19 protein-coding genes, 1 tRNA gene and 1 riboswitch are annotated in these 19,512 nt (G+C 69.3%); of the genes, 7 read left to right on the forward strand and 13 right to left on the reverse strand.

Annotation, left to right across the window (positions count from 1 at the left end; translation table 11 throughout):
* Positions 1-238: 238 nt before the first annotated feature.
* Complete coding sequence (locus VN520_RS34400; protein ID WP_325750874.1) at positions 239-1,729, reverse strand: DUF445 domain-containing protein; 1,491 nt, start codon at positions 1,727-1,729, stop codon at positions 239-241.
* Between the two features lie 153 nt (positions 1,730-1,882).
* Here VN520_RS34400 and VN520_RS34405 point away from each other — a divergent pair, with 153 nt between their 5' ends.
* Positions 1,883-3,145, forward strand: a complete 1,263-nt coding sequence (locus tag VN520_RS34405; RefSeq protein ID WP_325750875.1) for an SGNH/GDSL hydrolase family protein — start codon at positions 1,883-1,885, stop codon at positions 3,143-3,145.
* 151 nt (positions 3,146-3,296) lie between these two features.
* On the opposite strand, the gene VN520_RS34410 is transcribed toward VN520_RS34405, so the two are convergent.
* Genes VN520_RS34410 through VN520_RS34425 form a run of 4 tightly spaced genes read right to left on the reverse strand, consistent with a single transcriptional unit; the run spans position 3,297 to position 6,688 of the window.
* Positions 3,297-3,983 carry a DUF1707 SHOCT-like domain-containing protein gene (locus VN520_RS34410; RefSeq protein ID WP_325750891.1) on the reverse strand — a complete coding sequence of 229 codons (687 nt, stop codon included), beginning with the start codon at positions 3,981-3,983 and terminating at the stop codon, positions 3,297-3,299.
* Positions 3,984-4,038: 55 nt separating this feature from the next.
* Positions 4,039-5,016 (reverse strand): ABC transporter ATP-binding protein, encoded by a 978-nt coding sequence (locus VN520_RS34415; RefSeq protein WP_325750876.1) that lies wholly within the window; start codon positions 5,014-5,016, stop codon positions 4,039-4,041.
* Positions 5,017-5,025: 9 nt separating this feature from the next.
* Complete coding sequence (locus VN520_RS34420; protein ID WP_325750877.1) at positions 5,026-5,895, reverse strand: ABC transporter permease; 870 nt, start codon at positions 5,893-5,895, stop codon at positions 5,026-5,028.
* Positions 5,888-6,688, reverse strand: a complete 801-nt coding sequence (locus VN520_RS34425; RefSeq protein ID WP_325750878.1) for an ABC transporter permease — start codon at positions 6,686-6,688, stop codon at positions 5,888-5,890. The genes VN520_RS34420 and VN520_RS34425 overlap by 8 nt, the downstream gene beginning before the upstream one ends.
* A gap of 144 nt (positions 6,689-6,832) precedes the next feature.
* Here VN520_RS34425 and VN520_RS34430 point away from each other — a divergent pair, with 144 nt between their 5' ends.
* Entirely contained in the window at positions 6,833-9,280 is a 2,448-nt protein-coding gene (locus tag VN520_RS34430; protein ID WP_325750879.1) for a transglycosylase domain-containing protein, read from the forward strand.
* A 4-nt stretch (positions 9,281-9,284) separates the two neighbouring features.
* Here VN520_RS34430 and VN520_RS34435 read toward each other — a convergent pair whose 3' ends face one another.
* The 3 genes from VN520_RS34435 to VN520_RS34445 all read right to left on the reverse strand — a co-directional run bounded on the left by VN520_RS34435 (position 9,285) and on the right by VN520_RS34445 (position 10,494).
* The gene (locus tag VN520_RS34435) at positions 9,285-9,605 is read right to left on the reverse strand and encodes a multidrug efflux SMR transporter (RefSeq protein WP_325750880.1); all 321 of its coding nucleotides are present in this window, start codon (positions 9,603-9,605) and stop codon (positions 9,285-9,287) included.
* A 36-nt stretch (positions 9,606-9,641) separates the two neighbouring features.
* Positions 9,642-9,708: riboswitch (guanidine-III (ykkC-III) riboswitch) on the reverse strand.
* 53 nt (positions 9,709-9,761) lie between these two features.
* Entirely contained in the window at positions 9,762-10,097 is a 336-nt protein-coding gene (locus VN520_RS34440) for a GroES family chaperonin (protein WP_099173024.1), read from the reverse strand.
* Positions 10,098-10,173: 76 nt separating this feature from the next.
* Positions 10,174-10,494: a DUF3618 domain-containing protein gene (locus VN520_RS34445; protein WP_325750881.1), complete on the reverse strand. Its 321-nt coding sequence runs from the start codon at positions 10,492-10,494 to the stop codon at positions 10,174-10,176.
* A gap of 129 nt (positions 10,495-10,623) precedes the next feature.
* Here VN520_RS34445 and bcp point away from each other — a divergent pair, with 129 nt between their 5' ends.
* The 3 genes from bcp (at position 10,624) to VN520_RS34465 (ending at position 13,157) form a co-directional block, all read left to right on the forward strand.
* Positions 10,624-11,091, forward strand: coding sequence for a thioredoxin-dependent thiol peroxidase (gene bcp / locus VN520_RS34450; RefSeq protein ID WP_325750882.1), 468 nt, complete (start codon positions 10,624-10,626; stop codon positions 11,089-11,091).
* A 129-nt stretch (positions 11,092-11,220) separates the two neighbouring features.
* The gene (proP, locus tag VN520_RS34455; protein WP_325750883.1) at positions 11,221-12,717 is read left to right on the forward strand and encodes a glycine betaine/L-proline transporter ProP; all 1,497 of its coding nucleotides are present in this window, start codon (positions 11,221-11,223) and stop codon (positions 12,715-12,717) included.
* A 353-nt stretch (positions 12,718-13,070) separates the two neighbouring features.
* Positions 13,071-13,157 (forward strand) — tRNA-Leu (locus VN520_RS34465).
* A gap of 55 nt (positions 13,158-13,212) precedes the next feature.
* Here the strand turns inward: VN520_RS34465 and rdgB are convergent.
* The 4 genes from rdgB to VN520_RS34485 form a co-directional block, all read right to left on the reverse strand.
* The gene (gene rdgB, locus VN520_RS34470; protein WP_325750884.1) at positions 13,213-13,815 is read right to left on the reverse strand and encodes an RdgB/HAM1 family non-canonical purine NTP pyrophosphatase; all 603 of its coding nucleotides are present in this window, start codon (positions 13,813-13,815) and stop codon (positions 13,213-13,215) included.
* A 21-nt stretch (positions 13,816-13,836) separates the two neighbouring features.
* Positions 13,837-14,226, reverse strand: coding sequence for a hypothetical protein (locus VN520_RS34475; RefSeq protein WP_325750885.1), 390 nt, complete (start codon positions 14,224-14,226; stop codon positions 13,837-13,839).
* A gap of 102 nt (positions 14,227-14,328) precedes the next feature.
* A complete protein-coding gene (gene rph / locus VN520_RS34480) occupies positions 14,329-15,066 on the reverse strand; it encodes a ribonuclease PH (protein WP_325750886.1) in 738 nt (245 codons plus the stop codon).
* Positions 15,067-15,237: 171 nt separating this feature from the next.
* On the reverse strand, positions 15,238-15,471 hold the full coding sequence (locus tag VN520_RS34485) for a glucose PTS transporter subunit EIIB (protein ID WP_014156020.1): 234 nt from the start codon (positions 15,469-15,471) through the stop codon (positions 15,238-15,240).
* A gap of 221 nt (positions 15,472-15,692) precedes the next feature.
* On the opposite strand from VN520_RS34485, the gene VN520_RS34490 reads away from it, so the two are divergent.
* Together VN520_RS34490 and VN520_RS34495 are read left to right on the forward strand one after the other, a co-directional pair.
* Positions 15,693-16,952 (forward strand): PTS transporter subunit EIIC, encoded by a 1,260-nt coding sequence (locus VN520_RS34490; protein WP_325750888.1) that lies wholly within the window; start codon positions 15,693-15,695, stop codon positions 16,950-16,952.
* A gap of 255 nt (positions 16,953-17,207) precedes the next feature.
* A complete protein-coding gene (locus VN520_RS34495) occupies positions 17,208-18,473 on the forward strand; it encodes a PTS transporter subunit EIIC (protein WP_325750889.1) in 1,266 nt (421 codons plus the stop codon).
* Positions 18,474-18,546: 73 nt separating this feature from the next.
* Here the strand turns inward: VN520_RS34495 and VN520_RS34500 are convergent, their stop codons facing one another.
* Positions 18,547-19,299: an MBL fold metallo-hydrolase gene (locus tag VN520_RS34500; RefSeq protein ID WP_325750890.1), complete on the reverse strand. Its 753-nt coding sequence runs from the start codon at positions 19,297-19,299 to the stop codon at positions 18,547-18,549.
* Between the last annotated feature and the right edge of the window lie 213 nt (positions 19,300-19,512).

Here is a 19,512-nt window from a genome sequence, read left to right on the forward strand (position 1 = left end):
GCGAAGGCCGGCCGCTGACAGCACGCACCACCAGAAGGCGGCGCACCACCGGATGACGGCGCGCCCCGCCGGGACAGGCACATGCCGCCGCACACGGCATCGCGCCCGGCGGCACGGTGCCGCGTCCGGCCGGTCCGGCCCCTGGGGCTGAAGACGGGCTGCGGGGTGCGTACCGGGCAGCGGCGGCTCCCCGCGTGACCCGGGGCGTGCCCGTCCTGGCGTACGGGAACACCTCCGGTCAGCCCCCCAGCGCGTGGGAGACCGAATGGATCGCCAGGCCGGCCAGGGCACCGACCACGGTGCCGTTGATCCGGATGAACTGCAGGTCGCGGCCGATGTGCGCCTCGATCTTCTTCGACGTCTGGTCCGCGTCCCAGCCGGCCACCGTGTCGCTGATCAGTGAGGTGATCTCCTCGCGGTACGTCGTGACGACATAGGCCGCCGCGTCCTCCAGCCAGCCCTCCAGCTTGGCCTGGAGCCGCTCGTCCGTGGACAGCCTGGCGCCCAGGGACATCAGCGAGGCTCGGGCCCGCAGCCGCAGCTCGCTCCGCTCGTCCTCGGCCGCCGCGAGGATCATCGTACGGACGGAGGACCAGGCGGAGGCGATGACGTCCTGGACCTCACCGCGGCCCAGGATCTCCGACTTCAGCCGCTCCACCCGGGCCCGGGTGTCCGTGTCCGTCTGGAGGTCGGCGGCGAAGTCCGTCAGGAACGTGTCGATCGAGTCGCGTGCCGGATGGCCCGGCATGTCACGCATCTCCGTGACGAAGCGCAGCAGCTCCTTGTAGACCCGCTCCCCCACCCGCTTGTCGACGAACCTCGGGGTCCAGCCGGGCGCCCCGCCCTGCACCGCGTCCATCACGGAGTCACCGTGCAGGACCAGCCAGTCGTGCGCCCGTACGCAGACGAGGTCGACAACCCTGCGGTGGCCACCGTCCGAGACGATCTTCTCCAGCATCTTGCCCATCCCCGGGCCGACTTCCACCGCGTTCGCCCGCCGGGTGATCGCCTCCCCGACGACCGCCTGCACATCGGAGTCCCGCAGCACGGTCAGCGCACCACGCAGCGCGGTGGCCAGTTCGGCGGTGACCCGGTCCGCGTGTTCCGGGTCCGCGAGCCAGGCGCCGAGCCGCGAACCGATCCCCAGGGCGTGGATGCGGTCACGGACGACGTCTCCGGAGAGAAAATTCTCCCCGACGAAGGAACCGAGTGACTCCCCCAACTGGTCCTTCTTGGTGGGAATGATGGCGGTGTGGGGGATGGGAAGACCGAGCGGACGCCGGAAGAGCGCCGTGACGGCGAACCAGTCCGCCAGCGCCCCGACCATCCCCGCCTCGGCAGCCGCTGCGACGTAGCCCGGCCAGCCGCTCACACCCGATCGCTCCGCCCAGGTGGCGAGGACGTACACGAGCGCGACGAGCAGGAGCAGACCCGTGGCGGTGGTCTTCATCCGGCGCACTCCGCGCCGCTTCTCCTCATCGGCGGCGGTGTACGCGAAGCCACCCGCCACCGTCCCCGGCCGCCGACCGGGCCCCTTGGGCTCACCGGGCACTCCGGGCTCACCGGGTCCCTTGAGCTCACCGGGCCCCCCGGGCTCACCGGGTCCCTTGAGCTCACCGGGCCCCCCGGAGGGCGCCGTCCCGCCGGCGCCCGGCGGCGCGGCGCCGGGCCGTCCGGAGCCGTGGTCCTCCGGTCCGGATGCCGTTCCCTGTCCCGCGTCCTGTTCCATCCGCTCCACCCGTCCGCGTACGCGTCACGCCGTGCCGTACGCATTGTCCCTACCTCACCTACTCCTGGGCCGCACGTCGAGTTCCCCAGGGCCTGTCGCATCATGGGAGCAGCCCGAACACCGGGCGGAACACCGCAAGGAGAATCACCGCAGATGCCCAGGCGCCAGGGGTATGCCCTGCTCACCACCCTCGTCGCAGGCACCGCCGCACTCGCCGCCGCCGTGGCGTTCGGTACGTCGCTCGTCACCGAGGAGCGACGGGCACCGCTCAGCGGGGCCGGGGCCCACGCGGCGGCCCGCGATCCCGCCGCACCGGCCACCTCCACCGGTAGCTGGGTCGCCACCTGGACCGGAGCCCCCGTCAGCGCGGAACCGCATACCGGACAGGGCTACCCCGGCCGCACCATCCGCAACATCGTGCACACCAGTGTCGGCGGTGACGCCGCCCGCATCACCCTGTCCAACCTCTTCGGCACCGTCCCGCTCGTCATCGACCAGGCGGCCGTCAACACCCGCCCGGTGACCTTCGGCGGACTGCCCACCGTCACCGTCGCGGCGGGCCGGCAGGTCGTCAGCGACCCCGTGGCCGTGCCCGTCGCCCCCGACGCCGACCTGGAAGTCACACTCCGCACCCCGTACGCCGCCGGGCCCGTCACCCAGCACCCCAACACCCATCAGACGTCCTACCTGGCCGACGACGACGGCACCTGGAGCACCACCCGGTGGCGCTACCTGACGGCCGTCGACGTCCGCAACACGACGTCGCCCGGTGCGATCGTCGTGATCGGCGACTCCCTCACGGCGGGCAGCGGCTCCACCACCGACGCCGACAGCCGCTGGCCGGACGTCCTCTCCGACCGGCTCCGGCACGCCTACGGGATCGCCAACCAGGGCATAGCCGGCAACCGCCTCCTGCTCGACAGCCCCCTCGCGAAGAACGGGGTGCGGAATGTGGGCGGCCCGAGCGGCGTCCACCGCTTCGAGCGCGATGTCCTGTCCGTCGCGGGAGCGAGGACCGTGATCATCGCGCTCGGCATCAACGACGTGCAGCAGTATCCCCAGGAGCCGGACCCCCGGCGCATCACGGCCGGGCTCCGGGCCCTCACCGAGCGCGCACACGCCCAGGGGCTGCGGGTCGTCGGGGCGACGCTGACCCCCTTCAAGGGCTACCGCACCTGGACACCCGAACGCGACAGCGTGCGCCTGGCGGTCAACGAGGAGATCCGCTCGGGCCGGATCTTCGACGCGTTCCTCGACTTCGACCGGGCCGTACGCGACCCCTACGCACCGAACCGGATCCTGCCCGAGTACGACTCGGGCGACCGGCTGCACTTCAACGACGCCGGCTACCGCGCCCTGGGCCACGCCATCGACCTCGGTGCGGTGGACGGGACGCCGAAGTCCGACGTCTTCTGACGCGAACGGCGCGCTGACGGAGCACACGGACGACGCGCGGACGACGCACGCGGACGGCACGCGGACGGCACACGGACGGCGCACCCGGACGGCCGGGCAGCCGCCCCGCGCGGCGGGCGAGCAGCTCGCCCCGTGCGGCGGACAGCCCCGCTCAGCCGAGGCCCTTGCGCCCGTCCCCCGTGTCCGGCTCCCGCAGGCGCAGCCGCTCCGCCTCCTTCAGACGCTGCCGCTGCGCCCTGCTCCATTTGCGGTCCACGCCCACCCCGCCCATCAGCGCGAACCCGGTCACCCGCACCCGCGGGGCGTCCGGGTCCGGCTCACCGGCGTCCTTCGTCCGCTCGTCGAAGCCGCCCATGATCCCGACACCGTTGACGTGCAGGTGCACATTCGGCGGGACCTTCACCTGGATCCCGCCCATGACGGTGAAGCAGCGGATCACGACCTCGCGGTCCTCGAAATCCGCCTCGCGCAGATCGATGTCGCCGCCGCCCCACATCGCGAACGCGGTGAACACCCGCCCCACCGTCCAGCGCCCCTTGCGGCCGAACCCGCCCCAGAAGGCGAACGCCCCCGTCGAGGTCGCGGGGCCACCGATCCGCCGTGACCAGTCCACCGGCGAGGCCGCCCCGCGCGCCGAAGGCGCGAGGCCCGCCACCGGCGCCACAGCCGCACCCGGCACCGGGAGATCGCTGACGAGCGGCACCAACTCGCCGTGCGTACGCGCCTTGTACGTCGCATCGAGCCGCTGCTCGAACTCGTCCATCTCCAGCCGGCCCTCGGCCACGGCCTCCCGCAGGGCCTCGGCGACCCGCTCACGTTCCGCGTCGGAGGCACGCATGTCCGGGTTTTCACTTGTCATACCGCGCACCCTATAGAGCGATCGCGGGACGGTCCTAGAGCGCGGAACCCGACACGTACATCTTCGCGATCACGCTTTCGATGTCCGGTTCCCGCACCGACAGATCGACCAGCGGATAGCCCTCCGCGATACGCGCCACCAGCGGCGCGGCCGACGCCGCCGCCGGGAACGCCAGCCACTGCCGGGGCCCCTCCACCTTCACCACCCGCGCCGGGGACTCCGGCCCCAGCTCGATCGGCGGCAGCTCCCGCTCCAGGTCCACGACCAGCATGCGCTCGCTCCCGCCCACCTCGTGCAGCCCGGCCGGCGCACCGTCGTACACCAGACGGCCGTGGTCGATCACCATCACCCGCTCGCACAGCTGCTCGATGTCGGTCAGGTCATGGGTGGTCAGCAGCACCGTCGTGGACCGCTCCGCGTTCAGGTCCCGCAGGAAGCCCCGCACCTTGGCCTTGGAGGTCACATCGAGCCCGATCGTCGGCTCGTCCAGATAGAGCACCTCCGGATCGTGCAGCAGCGCCGCCGCGATGTCCCCCCGCATCCGCTGCCCCAACGACAGCTGACGCACCGGCACCTCCAACAACGCCCCCAGATCGAGGAGTTCGACGCAGCGGTCCAGATTCTCCCGGTAGCGGCTGTCCGGGATCCGGTACATCCGGTGCATCAGCCGGTACGAGTCACGCAACGGCAGGTCCCACCACAGCGTCGTACGCTGCCCGAACACCACCCCGATCCGGTGCGCCAGCTTCGTACGCTCCTTGGCAGGGTCGATGCCCGCGACCCGCAGCCGCCCGCCGCTCGGTGTGAGGATGCCCGTCAGCATCTTGATCGTCGTCGACTTGCCCGCCCCGTTCGGGCCGATGTAACCGACCATCTCACCGCGCGGCACCCGGAAACTGATGCCGTCCACCGCCCGCACCTCACGCCGCTCACGGCGCAGGAAGCCCGTTCTGCGGCGCACGTCGAAGACCTTCTCGACACCGTCGAGCTCGATGAAGTCCCTGTCGTCCACGCCCACTCCTCAGCTTCCCGTACTGCGGTACGCCCGCAGTCCCGCCCGCCACGCCAGGCCCGCGAGCACCCAGCACCCCGCGGCCACCACCGGCGGCAGGAACGCCACCCACCCGGGCAGACCGACCGGATAGTCACGGCCCAGCACGTACAGGGCCGGCAGCCAGCTCACGAACGCCAGCGGCACCACGAACGTCACCCCCCGCACCAGGTCCGTCGCGAAGACCGACGGCGGGTACTGCAACAGCGTCGTCCCCCCGTACGTGAACGCGTTCTGCACCTCCGACGCGTCCTGCGCGTAGAACTGGAACGCCGCGCCCACCACGAACACCGCCCCGAAGATGGCCGCACCGCTCAGCACCATCAGCGGCAGCATCACCACCTTCAGCGGCGTCCACGCGATGTCGAGCGTCCCCAGCGCATAACCCAGCACCAGCAGGCCCTGCGTGATCCGCCCCACCCTGCGCAGCGCGAACCGGTCCGCCGCCACCTGCGCCAGCACCGGGACGGGCCGCACCAGCAGCGTGTCGAGCGTCCCGTCCCGCACCCGCCGTCCCAGCCGGTCCATCGACCCCAGCACCAGATCGCACAGCCCGAACGCGGTCGCCGACGTCCCGTACAACAGCGCGACCTCCGGCAGGGTGAAACCGCCCAGCGCGTCGACATGCCCGAACATCAGCATGATCGCGACGAAGTCGAACCCCGTCACCAGGAAGTTCCCGGCGGCCGTCATCACGAACGACGCCCGGTACGCCATCGTCGAACGCAGCCACATCGCCACGATCAGCCCGTACGCCCGCACCCCCTCGACCAGCCGTGACCGCCCGGCGGACACGGTCTCCCGCTGCCGGACCACCCGCCCGTCCCGGACCTCAGCCACCCTGGACCACCACCCTCCTGGTCGCCACCGACTGCAGCAACCGCCCCGCCAGCAGCAGTACGACCGCCCAGCCGGCCTGGAAGGCGTACGCCCGTAGCAGCTCCCGGCCCGGATACCTGCCGAGGAACACATCGGCCGGCACCTGGAGCAGCGACGACCACGGCAGCACCCGCGCCACCTCCCCCAGCACACCGGGGAACAGCGGAAGCGGCAGCAGCATCCCGGAGAAGAACAGCCCGGTCAGCCAGGCGATCTGCATCGCCCCCGCCCCGTCCAGCAGCCAGAACGCCGAGAGCGCCACCAGGAAACGCACCGCGAAACTCACCACGACACCGAGCGCCACGGACACCAGGAAGGCGAGCCACCTCCAGGGCGAACCGGGCAGCGCCAGGTCGAAGGCCAGGGCCCCCAGCACCATCGGCACGATCCCGCGCCCCAGCAGATGGAACGCCGCCCGGCCCAGGTCCCCCGCCAGCCACCACAGCTGGAGATCGGCGGGCCGGTACAGGTCGACCGCGATGTCACCCGTACGGATCCGCTCCATCAGCTCGTCCTCGAAGCCGCCGCCCATCATCGCGCAGGTCATCAGCAGCGCCTGGCCCAGCCACACATAGGTCAGCGCCTGAGACATGTCGTAGCCGCCGAGATGCGGCCGCTCGTCCCACAGGGCGGTGTAGGTGTACGCCAGGATGAAACCGAAGACGGTGTTGGTGAACACCCCCGCGAACGTCGCCACCCGATAGGTGGCATGCCGCCGGAACCCACCCGCCGCCACCACGGCATAGAGCCGCACCTCGCCCCCCTTTCCACCAAAGCGCACGACCCTAGTCCGCCGCGACCGGCCGCCGCGACCCCATTTCCGTGGAGGATCCGGAGCTTGGCCGCCCGAAAAGTGCACTATAGGAAAATCATCCGCAGTCGAGGAGCCTTCACAGTGATGAGCCACGAGCCACCGCAGCACGGCGGAGACCCTGGTCAGCAGGACTCCGGGGGCCGGCCCCCCCGAGACCCCTCGGCCGCACCCCGGACCCCCGGCCACCGGCACCCGAACGGCGCACAAACCCCCGAGCGGCGCAGAAAACACCCCGAGCGGCCCAAGCGCACCGGCTGGCGCCGCGCCCTCCCCACCTGGCGCACGGCCCTCGGCGGCGCACTCCTCCTCGCACTGCTCCTCGTCGGCGGATTCATCGCCGGCTACCAGACCATCGACATCCCCGCCGCCAACGCCAGCGCGACCGCCCAGTCCAACGTCTACCTGTACGAGGACGGCACCGTCATCGCCCGCGACGGCGAGATCAACCGCGAGAACGTCCCCCTCCACCGCATCCCCCGCACCATCCAGCACGCCGTGCTCGCCGCCGAGGACCGCGACTTCTACTCCGAGGACGCCATCGACATCAAAGCCACCCTCCGCGCCGGCTGGAACACCCTCACCGGAAAAGGCAGACAGGGCGGCTCGACCATCACCCAGCAGTACGTCAAGAACTACTACCTCGGCCAGGAACAGACCGTCGTCCGCAAGGCCAAGGAATTCTTCATCTCCATCAAACTCGACCGCGAACAGAGCAAGGACGAAATCCTCGAAGGCTACCTCAACACCAGCTACTTCGGCCGCAACGCCTACGGCATCCAGGCCGCCTCCCACGCCTACTACAGCAAGGACGTCGAAGACCTCGACACCGGCGAAGGCGCCTACCTCGCCTCCCTCCTCAACGCCCCCAGCTCCTACGACGTCATCGCCCACCCCGAGAACAGGAAGGCCGTGCACGCCCGCTGGGAATACGTACTCGACGGCATGGTCGAACACGACTGGCTCACCCCCGCCGACCGCGACGACATGACCTTCCCCGTCCCCGGCGAAGCCAAGCCCGCCACCGCACTCTCCGGCCAGCGCGGCTACATCGTCCAAGCCGTCGAGGACCACCTCACCCACAACAAGATCATCGACGAGGACACCCTCTCCACCGGCGGCTACCGCATCACCACCACCCTCCAGAAGAAAAAACAGGACGCCCTCGTCAAAGCCGTCGAGGACAACGTCCTGTCCAAGACCAGCGACGAACGCGAAGCCGACCGCAACGTCCGCGCGGGCGGCGCCTCCATCGACCCCACCACCGGCCACGTCGTCGCCCTCTACGGCGGCATCGACTACACGAAGCAGTACGTCAACAACGCGACCCGCCGCGACTACCAGGTCGGATCCACCTTCAAACCCTTCGTCCTCGCCGCCGCCCTCGCCAACAGGTCCACCACACAGAAGAACCGCACCATCACCCCCAACACCCGCTACGACGGCGACAACAAACGCACCGTCCAGAGCGCCACCGGATCCACCGGCTACGCCCCCGCCAACGAGGACGACGTCGACTACGGCTCCATCACCGTCCGTGAAGCCACCGACAAGTCCGTCAACGCCGTCTACGCCCAGATGGCCCAGGACGTCGGCCCCGACGCCGTCAAGGACACCGCCATCGCCCTCGGCATCCCCCAGGACACCCCCGACCTCACCGCGTCCCCCTCCATCGCACTCGGCCCCGCCACCGCCAGCGTCCTCGACATGGCCTCCGCCTACGCCACTCTCGCCGACCACGGCAGACAACGCCCCCACACCCTCGTCACCAAGATCAGCAAGAACGCCACCGAACTCGGCCTCCCCACCAGGAACACCCGGAGAGCCATCAGCCGCAAAGCCGCCGACACCACCACCTCCGTCCTGCGCAGCGTCGTCGACGGCGGCACCGGCACCGCCGCCCAGGCCGCGGGCCGCCCCGCCGCCGGCAAGACCGGCACCGCCGAGGAGGACAAAGCCGCCTGGTTCGCCGGCTACACCCCCGACCTCGCCACCGTCATCGCCGTCATGGGCCAGGACCCCGACACCGGCGTCCAGAAACCCCTCTACGGCGCACTCGGCCTCGCCCGCATGAACGGCGGCGGCGCCCCCGCCCAGACCTGGGCTGCCTACACCCGGGCCGCCCTGGAAGGCAGCGAGGTGCAGGGCTTCCAGCTGGAGGCCGAAGAAGGCCCCGAAGAGCCCGCCCCCGACGAAAGCACGGAAGGCGAGGACGTCGAAGAAGCCGGAAACACCACCGGCCCCCGCAGACCGGGCGAAGAACGGGACGGCCCCCGCCCCCGCACACCGGACACCACCGGCGACACCCCGGCCCCACGGAACCCCGCCCACGCGCCCCCGCGCGCCACCGGCGGCCGGAAAACCGACACGAGGAAACCCGCCACCGGCAAACCCTCCGACCGGAAGAACACATCGAGAGAACCCACCGAACGGAAACCCGCCGCAAAGCCCACCGGAGCAAGGCCCGCCGGAGAACCCACCGGACCGAGACCCGCCGGAGGCGAACCCACCACCCCCGGCCCCGCCCGTCCCTGAACCCTCAGTGCCCCGACGTCGCCTTCAACCCCACCACAGCCACCAGCAGCAGACAGACGAAGAAAATACGGGCAGCCGTCACCGGCTCGTTCAGCACCACCATGCCCAGCACCGCCGCACCGGCCGCACCGATCCCCACCCACACGCCGTACGCCGTCCCGATCGGCAGCGTCTTCGCCGCCTGCGACAGCAACACCATGCTGGCCACGATCCCCAGACCGGTGAACACACTCGGCCACAGCCGGGTGAACCCCTCGGTGAACTTCATCCCGATCGACCAGCCCACTTCCAGCAGACCGGCAACGATCAACAGAACCCACGCCACGACGGCACCTCCACGACGAAACACACGAACAACACGGGTGCGTCGTCTTTGCGGAAACCCGGTACGGCGCGTCTCGTCGGGATCACACCACCGTAGCAACAAACAGCCCAAAAGCCTGGTGACAACAGTCACCAGGCCCGCTCACCCCACACCTGCCTACAAATACAAGCCGGTCGAATCCACCGACCCCTCGAACCGGTCCGCCGCCACCGCATGCAGATCCCGCTCCCGCATCAGCACGTACGCCACCCCCCGCACCTCGACCTCGGCACGGTCCTCCGGGTCGTACAGCACCCGGTCCCCCGGCTCCACGGTCCGCACGTTCTGGCCGACCGCGACCACCTCGGCCCACGCCAGACGTCGGCCGACAGCCGCCGTCGCCGGAATCAGGATGCCGCCGCCCGACCGCCGCTCGCCCTCGGGCGAATCGGACCGGACCAGCACACGGTCGTGCAGCATCCGGATCGGCAGCTTGTCGTCGGTGTTGCTCATGCCGTTGTCGCTCACGCCACGAAACCTACCTGCCCCGGACCGCTCCACACGCCCCAGGGCCCGTCCGCGACCGCCCTCAGCGCCGCTTGCGCCGCGCGGACACCGTCAGCAACGCCACCGCACCGGCCACCACCAGCGCCGCCGGAATCACCCGCTCCAACCGCGGCGAACCGTCCTCGGCCACGAACTGGGCCTTCACATCCGAGACCGAACGGTTGACCGCGACGAACGCCCGTCCAGCCGTCCGGTCCACCGTCGACGCGACCCTGGCCTTCGCGTCACCCATCATCGTCCTCGGGTGCATCCGCACCCCGATCTCGTCCAGCATCACCGCAAGCTGCGCACGCCTGCTGATGATGTCCGCCTCGATCTGCGCAGGGGTCCTGGTATCCGACACTGCGCCGCCTCCGTGGTCGTCGTCGGGTAAACCTTCATCGACAGTCTGTCAGCTCGGCCGCCCCCACACCCGGCGGCACCCCCTATTACGCTCGGTGCCACACAGCCCGCGTGCCACTCGAGGAGAAACATGAGCGAGCGACTCCAGACCGGCGACACCGCCCCCGCCTTCACCCTTCCGGACGCCGACGGCAACGAGGTCTCGCTCGCGGACCACAAGGGCCGCAAGGTCATCCTCTACTTCTACCCCGCAGCCCTTACCCCCGGCTGCACCAAGCAGGCCTGCGACTTCACCGACAACCTGGACCTCCTCGCCGACGCCGGCTACGACGTCATCGGCGTGTCCCCCGACAAGCCGGAGAAGCTCGCGAAGTTCCGCGAGAAGGAGAACCTCAAGGTCACCCTGGTCGGCGACCCCTCCAAGGAGATCCTGGAGGCCTACGGCGCGTTCGGCGAGAAGAAGCTCTACGGCAAAGTGGTGACGGGCGTGATCCGCTCCACGTTTGTGGTCGACGAAGAGGGCAAGGTGGAGAAGGCCCTCTACAACGTCAAGGCGACCGGCCACGTCGCCAAGATCATCAAGGACCTCGCCATCTGAACCCGGTTCGTGAGGATCCTGGCCGAAAAAGATGTGACCGAGATCGCAATCGACCACTGATTCGGTTTGCGACCGCCATGACCGCGCAGAAGCCTTTCCTGGAACACCGTTCGACGAAAGGAACCGGCCATGGCGGCCTCCGATCCCCACCAGGCGGCCGACCCTGAGGCGGTCAAACGCCATCCGGCGCTCTTCCGCGCCATCCGCAAGCGCCAGAACCCCCGCCTCCGTCGGACCGACATCACCGTCACCGACGACCAGGCGGTCAAGCGTGCGGTCAAGGCGGCGTCACTCGGTAACGCCATGGAGTGGTTCGACTTCGGCATCTACTCCTACCTGGCCGTCACCATCGGGCACGTCTTCTTCCCCTCCGGGAACGACACCACCCAGCTCCTCTCGTCGTTCGCGACCTTCGCCGTGGCCTTCCTCGTCCGCCCGCTCGGCGGCATGTTCTTCGGCCCCATGGGCGACAAGATCGGCCGCAAGAAGGTCCTGGCCCTCACCATGATCCTCATGGCCGTCAGCACCTTCGCGATCGGCCTCATCCCCTCCCACGACGTCATCGGCATCTGGGCCGCGGCCCTGCTCATCCTGTTCCGCATGCTCCAGGGCTTCTCCACCGGCGGCGAGTACGGCGGCGCCTCCACCTTCATCGCCGAGTACGCCCCCGACAAGCGCCGCGGCTTCTTCGGCAGCTTCCTCGAATTCGGCACCCTGGCCGGCTACGTCGGCGCCGCCGGCCTCGTCACCCTCCTGTACGCCCTCCTGGACACCGGCCAGATGGAGTCCTGGGGCTGGCGCATCCCCTTCCTCGTCGCCGGCCCCCTCGGCCTCGTAGGCCTCTACCTGCGGCTGCGCCTGGACGAGACCCCCGCCTTCCAGAAGCTGGAGGGCGGCACCGCCCATGCCACGGAGGCCGCCGACCACGTCGAGTCCACCGCCAAGGGCGACCTCGCCAAGATCTTCCGCCAGTACTGGCCGACACTGATCCTCTGCATCGCCCTGGTCGGCGCGTACAACATCAACGTCTACATGCTGCTGTCGTACATGCCGACGTACCTCTCCGACGAACTCGGCTACAGCGAGACCCGGAGCCTGCTCGTCCTGATCGCCGTCATGGTCTTCCTGATGCTGGTCATCAACCGGTTCGGCAAGCTCTCCGACCGCTTCGGCCGCAAGCCGCTGCTGATGGCCGGAATGCTCGGCTTCCTGTTCCTGTCCCTGCCGGCCTTCCTGCTGATCCGCCAGGGCAGCATCCCGGCGATCGTCATCGGCATGCTGATGCTCGGTCTCTCCCTGGTCTGCATGCAGGCCACGATGTCCGCCGCCCTCCCGGCCCTGTTCCCGACCAACGTCCGCTACGGCTCCCTGTCGGTCGGCTACAACCTCTCGACCTCACTCTTCGGCGGCACGACCCCGCTGGTGATCACAGCTCTGATCAGCTGGAGCGGCACGAACCTCATGCCGGCGTACTACGCCATGGCGGCGGCCCTGGTCGGCGTGATCGCGGTGGTCTGCATGAAGGAGACCGCCAACCAGCCCCTGGCCGGCTCCCCGCCCTCGGTGGAGACGGAAGAGGAAGCGGCGGAACTGGTCCAGGCCCAGAGCCCGGACCCGAAGTTCTGACCCACCCCGCACCAGGGCCCGTACCGCTTTCCCCCGAAGCGGTACGGGCCCTTCCCTGTCCCGCCGCGTTCCGGACGTGACCACCCGATTACCGGTTCGTTGCTCCGTGCGAGGTGCTTCACCGCCTCGGCCTCGATGCGGTGGGGGACCACCGCACCAGCATCAGCCGGCGCATCAAGGCGTACGGCATCAACGGCGGCTGGAGCGATGACCGGGCTGAGAACCTTCGGCTCCTGTGCCCGAACTGCCACGCCATCACCAGCACGTGGTGCCGAGGGGGACACGCCGACCAGCACACCCTCAAGACTCACTTACCACCTCGACAGCCCGCCCGGTACGATGACAGGCGGCTAGCGGCGGTGGTGCAATGGCGACACAGCAGACTTAGGATCTGTGGCCCGTGAAACGGCTTGAGGGTTCGAATCCCTTCCGCCGCACCACGAACGGCCTGCGCATCGAAGAAATCGATGCGCAGGCCGTTCTGCATCTGGAGACTCAGCCCACCAGCTCCCGCACCACCGGTACCAGCGCCCGGAATGCCTTGCCACGGTGGCTGATCGCGTTCTTCTCCGCCGGGGTCAGCTCCGCGCAGGTCCGGGTCTCACCCTCCGGCTGGAGGATCGGGTCGTAGCCGAAGCCGTACGCGCCGGCCGGGGTGTGGCGCAGGGTGCCTTCGAGACGGCCCTCGACCACGCGTTCCGTGCCGTCGGGGAGGGCCAGGGCCGCGGCGCAGGTGAAGTAGGCCCCGCGGTGGGGGTCGGAGATGTCGCCGAGCTGGGCGAGGAGCAGGTCCAGGTTGGCCTTGTCGTTGCCGTGGGCGCCGGACCAGCGGGCCGAGAAGATGCCGGGGGCCCCGCCGAGCACGTCGACGCAGAGGCCGCTGTCGTCGGCGATCGCCGGGTGGCCGGTGGCCCGGGCCAGGGCGTGGGCCTTGAGGAGGGCGTTCTCGGCGAAGGTGACGCCGGTTTCCTTGACGTCGGGGATGTCGGGGTACGCGTCCGCGCCGACGAGGTCGTACGTCAGGCCCGCGTCGGCGAGGATCGCGTGGAGTTCGGTGATTTTCCCGGCGTTGCGGGTGGCGAGGATCAGGCGCGTCATGCGTCGATTATCGCCGCACGGTCACGGGGCGCAGACCTTGCCGATCTCGGTGGCGGCGTCGGTGACCGGGGTGATGTCGGGGGTCGCGTCGCCCTTCTCGATGGAGCCGCGGACGTTGGTGACGCCTGCCTGGAGGTCGTCGACGGCCTTGTTCAGGTCGGCGTTGTCCGTGGTGTCGCCGAGGTCCTTGAGTTCCTTGTCGATCTGGTCCAGGGCTTCCGAGGCCTGGGTGGGGTCGTTGGAGGCGGCGGAGATGGCCTGCTGGAGGTTGTCGACGCTGGTGGCGATGGCGTCGGCGGTGCGGACGCAGTCCATGGCCTTGTCGACGGCGGCGCAGCCGGTGGCGGCGGTCAGGGTCAGCAGGGTGGCCGTGACGGCGAGTGCGGTGCGGTGGTGGCGGCGCGAGGCCATGGTGCGGTCCCTCCCCGGGGGCGGATGCGTGGACGGACGCACGGTTCGACCCGTGCGCCCGTACCGGTTACGACGCTGTGCGCTGCCGATTTGGTTGCTTCTTTACTCGCCGAGTGTGCGGGCGAGTGCTGCTTCCTGGAGTGTGGCCAGGTCGGTGCAGCCGGCGGTGGCGAGGTCGAGGAGGGCGTTGAGTTCGTTGCGGTCGAAGGGTTCGGCTTCGGCGGTGCCCTGGACCTCGACGAAGCGGCCGTCGCCGGTGCAGACGACGTTCATGTCGGTCTCGGCGCGGACGTCCTCCTCGTAGCAGAGGTCGAGGAGGGGGACGCCGTCGACGATGCCGACGCTGATGGCGGCGACGGTGCCGGTGAGGGGCTTGCGACCGTGCTTGATGATCTTCTTGCCCTGGGCCCAGGCGATGGCGTCGGCGAGGGCGACGTAGGCACCGGTGATGGCGGCGGTGCGGGTGCCGCCGTCGGCCTGGAGGACGTCGCAGTCGAGGACGATGGTGTTCTCGCCGAGGGCCTTGTAGTCGATGACGGCGCGCAGGGAGCGGCCGATGAGGCGGCTGATCTCGTGGGTGCGGCCGCCGATCTTGCCGCGTACGGATTCGCGGTCGCCGCGGGTGTTGGTGGAGCGGGGCAGCATGGAGTATTCGGCGGTGACCCAGCCTTCGCCGCTGCCTTTGCGCCAGCGCGGTACGCCTTCGGTGACGGAGGCGGTGCAGAAGACTTTGGTGTCGCCGAAGGAGATGAGTACGGAGCCTTCGGCGTGCTTGCTCCATCCGCGTTCGATGGTGACGGGGCGGAGCTGTTCGGGGGTGCGGCCGTCGATACGAGACATGGCGTCGAGCCTATCGGCTGGGAGGGCCGGGTCCGTTCGGGTGGAGGGGGCGGTGGAAGGCGCGGTGGAGGGCGCGGTGGGCTGCGGACGCACCGCAGGCCCCGCTCCGCCGGTGGGGGCGGGGAGCGGGGCCTGCGGTGCGGACCTTGGTGGGGCCGGCTGGTCAGCCGGTCACATCATGTCTTCGATGTCGGCGGCGATGGGGTCGGCGTCGGTGCCGATGACGACCTGGATCGCGGTGCCCATCTTGACGACGCCGTGGGCTCCGGCGGCCTTGAGCGCGGCTTCGTCGACCTTGCTGGGGTCGTGGACCTCGGTGCGGAGGCGGGTGATGCAGCCTTCGATCTCGTCGATGTTCTCGATACCGCCGAGCCCGGCGACGATCTTCTCAGCCTTGCTGGCCATGTCCTTCTCCCTGGTCTGTGCGTGCGTGGGGCGGCCCACCATGGGTCCGTTTCGTCACGTTAACGCACGGTTGGCCCAACTTCGCGGGCGGGTAGCCGCGCGGTCCCCAATGATGACGATCACCGGCGCCCTGCCTTCCGGCGGGGCTCCGCACCGTACCTCAACTGGTCTACACCAGTTTCCGACGACCGCCAAACCCGAGGTGTTCCGGGAGGATGCCGATGAGTGCGAACGCGGCGACAGAACCGCAGCGGAAGTGGTGGAACGGGCCGGTCCAGGGGCTGCAGAAGGTCGGTCGCAGCCTCCAGTTGCCGGTGGCCGTCCTGCCCGCGGCGGGCCTCCTCGTCAGCCTCGGCAACCTCTTCGACTCCTATCTGGGCGGCGCCTTCTGGAACAAGACCTCCAAGGTCCTGCTCAGCGGCGGGAACGCCATCCTGGACGGCACCGTCGGGCTGCCCCTGCTGTTCTGCATCGGTGTCGCGATCGGCTTCGCGAAGAAGGCGGACGGCTCGACGGCGCTGGCCGCCGTCGTCGGCTTCCTCGTCTACCGGGGTGTGCTGGCGGCGTTCCCCGTGGACGGGAGCGTGACGAAGGCGCTCCCCGACGGTGAGCCCCAGAACCCGGGGGTCCTGGGCGGCATTCTCATCGGCCTGCTCACCGCGGTCGTGTGGCAGCGCTACCACCGCACGAAGCTGGTCGACTGGCTGGGCTTCTTCAACGGGCGCCGCCTGGTGCCGATCCTCATGGCGTTCCTCTGCGTGATCCTGGGCGTGCTGTTCGGCCTGCTGTGGCAGCCCGTCGGTGACGCGCTGACGTGGTTCTCCAAGCAGTTGATCGATCTCGGCGCGTGGGGGGCGGCCATCTTCGGTTTCGCGAACCGGCTGCTGATCCCGATCGGTATGCACCAGTTCCTGAACACGTTCTTCTGGTTCCAGGCGGGTGAGTTCACCGGGGCCGACGGAAGCACCGTGCAGGGGGACATCTCCCGCTTCTTCGCGGAGGACCCTTCGGCGGGCCAGTTCACGTCGGGGTTCTTCCCCATCATGATGTTCGGCCTTCCCGCCGCGGCCCTGGCCATCGCGCACACGGCGCGGCCGGAGCGGCGCAAGGAGGTGACGGGCCTGATGGTGTCGGTGGCGCTGACGTCCTTCGTGACGGGTGTGACGGAGCCGCTGGAGTTCTCGTTCATGTTCGTCGCGCCGCTGCTGTACGGCGTCCACGCAGTGCTGACCGGATTGTCGATGGGTGTGACGTGGGCGCTGGGTGTGCACGCCGGGTTCAGCTTCTCGGCCGGGCTGATCGACTACGTCGTCAACTGGCATCTGGACACGAAGCCGTGGCTGATCATCCCGATCGGGCTGTGCTTCGCGGTGATCTACTATGTGGTCTTCCGGTTCGCGATCACGAAGTTCAACCTCCAGACCCCCGGGCGTGAGCCCTTGGAGGAGGAGAAGAAGATCGAGGACGACCTCACGAAGTAGAGGCCTTCCCAGCCCTTCGCGCGGCCCCTGGACCTGACGGTCCGGGGGCCTTCGCCGTGTCACCCAGGGTGGCGGTGGGACTACGCGGCAATCGTGAGGTAATTGCAGGTTCCTTATCCAACCCACACCGTGCTAAAACTGGTCTACACCACTGAGTGGTCCAGACCACGCGTGCGTTTTCCCGCCGCGTTCCTCAAGTCGCCGCCTCCCTTCGATCAATGACATGGGCGGCACCTTGCCCCATGGAGGAAGTTGATGAGTACGGATACCGCTGCGGCGGCACCCGAGAAGAAGAAGGGCGCGGGCGTCATGGCCGTCATGCAGCGCATCGGCCGCAGCCTCATGCTGCCGGTCGCCGTGCTGCCTGCGGGCGCGCTCCTGGTCCGTCTCGGTAACCCGGACATGCTGGGGCGGGACTCGTTCCCGGACTTCGTCGTCAAGATCGCCGGCTTCATGGCGGCGGGCGGCAACGCGATCCTCGACAACATGGCGCTGCTCTTCGCCGTCGGCATCGCGATCGGCTTCGCCAAGAAGTCGGACGGTTCCACCGCCCTCGCGGCGGTCACCGGCTACCTGGTCTTCAAGAACGTCCTCGCCACGTTCACCGACAGCAACCTGCCCAAGGTCGCGAGCGTGGTGGACGGCAAGATCGTCATGAACGAGGCTCCGGTCAACGCCGGTGTCCTCGGCGGTGTCGTGATCGGCATAGTCGTCGCCCTGCTGTACCAGCGCTTCTACCGGACGAAGCTGCCCGCCTGGGCCGGCTTCTTCGGCGGCCGCCGTCTGGTCCCGATCCTCTCCGCGTTCGCGGGTCTGCTGATCGGCATCGTCTTCGGTTACATCTGGCCGGTGCTCGGCACCGGGCTGCACAACTTCGGTGAGTGGCTGGTCGGTTCGGGCGCGGTCGGTGCGGGCATCTTCGGTGTCGCCAACCGTGCGCTGATCCCCGTCGGCATGCACCACCTGCTGAACTCGTTCCCGTGGTTCCAGGCCGGTTCGTACGAGGGCAAGAGCGGCGACATCAACCGCTTCCTGGCCGGTGACCCGACCGCCGGACAGTTCATGACCGGCTTCTTCCCGATCATGATGTTCGCCCTCCCGGCCGCCTGCCTCGCGATCGTCCACTGTGCCCGTCCGGAGCGCCGCAAGGTCGTCGGCGGCATGATGTTCTCGCTCGCCGCCACCGCGTTCGTGACGGGTGTCACCGAGCCGATCGAGTTCACGTTCATGTTCATCGCTCCGGTGCTGTACGCGATCCACGCGGTGCTGACCGGCGTCTCGATGGCCCTCACGTGGGGGCTGGGGATGAAGGACGGCTTCGGCTTCTCGGCCGGCGCGGTCGACTTCTTCCTCAACCTGGGCATCGCGACGAAGCCCTGGATGCTGGTGCTGGTCGGCCTGTGCTTCGCGGTCGTCTACTACGTGGTGTTCCGCTTCGCGATCACGAAGTTCAACCTTCCGACGCCGGGCCGTGAGTCCGACGAGGAGCTCGCCGAGCTCCAGAAGGCCGAGGCCAAGTAGTCCGGCCCCGCCCGCGACGCAGAGGCCCCCACCTCCCGCACGGGAGGTGGGGGCCTCTGCACGGCCGGGGGTCCTAGACCTCGTAGACCGCGCCCGGCACCGCCAGTTCGACCGGTCCGTCGTAGACCTCGCGTGCGTCGGTGAGATTGCGTTCGGCGTCCGTCCACGGGGGGATGTGGGTGAGGACGAGGCGTCCCGCTCCGGCGCGTGCGGCGTACTCGCCTGCTTCGCGGCCGTTGAGGTGGAGGTCCGGGATGTCCTCCTTGCCATGGATGAACGATGCTTCGCACAGGAACAGGTCGGCGCCTTCGGCGAGTTCGGCCAGCGCGTCGCAGGTGCCGGTGTCGCCGGAGTACGTGAGGGCGCGTCCGGCGTGCTCGACCCTGATGCCGAAGGTGTCGACGGGGTGGCGGAGCTTCTCCGTGCGGACCGAGAAGGGGCCGATCTCGAACGATCCGGACTTCAGCGTGTGGAAGTCGAAGACTTCGCCCATCGCGTGGTCGGACGGGGTGTCGGCGTGGGCCGTGGTGAGCCGCTGCTCGGTGCCTTCGGGGCCGTACACGGGGATCGGGGCGGGGCGCCCGCCGTCGAAGCGGTAGTAACGGACGACGAAGTACGCGCACATGTCGATGCAGTGATCGGCGTGGAGGTGGCTGAGGAAGATGGCGTCGAGGTCGTAGAGACCTACATGGCGCTGCAGCTCGCCCAGGGCGCCGTTGCCCATGTCGAGGAGCAGCCGGAAGCCGTCGGCCTCTACGAGGTAGCTCGAGCATGCCGAACCCGCGGACGGGAAGGAGCCGGAGCAGCCGACGACGGTGAGCTTCATGGAGCGTGAACCTCCGAGACGTGGGAACGGGGAGGGTTCGTGCGGTCCGTCGAGCGTAAGGCGCGAAACCGCCGGTCGCTCCTCCACCGCCTGCCGTTGTGGGGGAACTCACCTGTGCTGTCACCGGTTCGATGGAAGGCCGGGGTGCCGCCGGGCGCCGGTACGGTCGGGGTATGAACACGTGGTGGTGGGTGGCACTGGCCGGCGTCGTCC

It is taken from the genome of Streptomyces sp. (assembly GCF_035563135.1).
GTDB lineage: Bacteria > Actinomycetota > Actinomycetes > Streptomycetales > Streptomycetaceae > Streptomyces.

What these genes read in the sequence shown, in the direction of transcription:
- VN520_RS34400 (WP_325750874.1), bottom strand. Translation starts at nt 1,729, where the DNA reads ATGGAACAGGACGCGGGACAGGGAACGGCATCCGGACCGGAGGACCAC.
- VN520_RS34405 (WP_325750875.1), top strand. Translation starts at nt 1,883, where the DNA reads ATGCCCAGGCGCCAGGGGTATGCCCTGCTCACCACCCTCGTCGCAGGC.
- VN520_RS34410 (WP_325750891.1), bottom strand. Translation starts at nt 3,983, where the DNA reads ATGCGTGCCTCCGACGCGGAACGTGAGCGGGTCGCCGAGGCCCTGCGG.
- VN520_RS34430 (WP_325750879.1), top strand. Translation starts at nt 6,833, where the DNA reads ATGAGCCACGAGCCACCGCAGCACGGCGGAGACCCTGGTCAGCAGGAC.
- VN520_RS34440 (WP_099173024.1), bottom strand. Translation starts at nt 10,097, where the DNA reads ATGAGCAACACCGACGACAAGCTGCCGATCCGGATGCTGCACGACCGT.
- bcp (WP_325750882.1), top strand. Translation starts at nt 10,624, where the DNA reads ATGAGCGAGCGACTCCAGACCGGCGACACCGCCCCCGCCTTCACCCTT.
- proP (WP_325750883.1), top strand. Translation starts at nt 11,221, where the DNA reads ATGGCGGCCTCCGATCCCCACCAGGCGGCCGACCCTGAGGCGGTCAAA.
- rdgB (WP_325750884.1), bottom strand. Translation starts at nt 13,815, where the DNA reads ATGACGCGCCTGATCCTCGCCACCCGCAACGCCGGGAAAATCACCGAA.
- VN520_RS34475 (WP_325750885.1), bottom strand. Translation starts at nt 14,226, where the DNA reads ATGGCCTCGCGCCGCCACCACCGCACCGCACTCGCCGTCACGGCCACC.
- rph (WP_325750886.1), bottom strand. Translation starts at nt 15,066, where the DNA reads ATGTCTCGTATCGACGGCCGCACCCCCGAACAGCTCCGCCCCGTCACC.
- VN520_RS34485 (WP_014156020.1), bottom strand. Translation starts at nt 15,471, where the DNA reads ATGGCCAGCAAGGCTGAGAAGATCGTCGCCGGGCTCGGCGGTATCGAG.
- VN520_RS34490 (WP_325750888.1), top strand. Translation starts at nt 15,693, where the DNA reads ATGAGTGCGAACGCGGCGACAGAACCGCAGCGGAAGTGGTGGAACGGG.
- VN520_RS34495 (WP_325750889.1), top strand. Translation starts at nt 17,208, where the DNA reads ATGAGTACGGATACCGCTGCGGCGGCACCCGAGAAGAAGAAGGGCGCG.
- VN520_RS34500 (WP_325750890.1), bottom strand. Translation starts at nt 19,299, where the DNA reads ATGAAGCTCACCGTCGTCGGCTGCTCCGGCTCCTTCCCGTCCGCGGGT.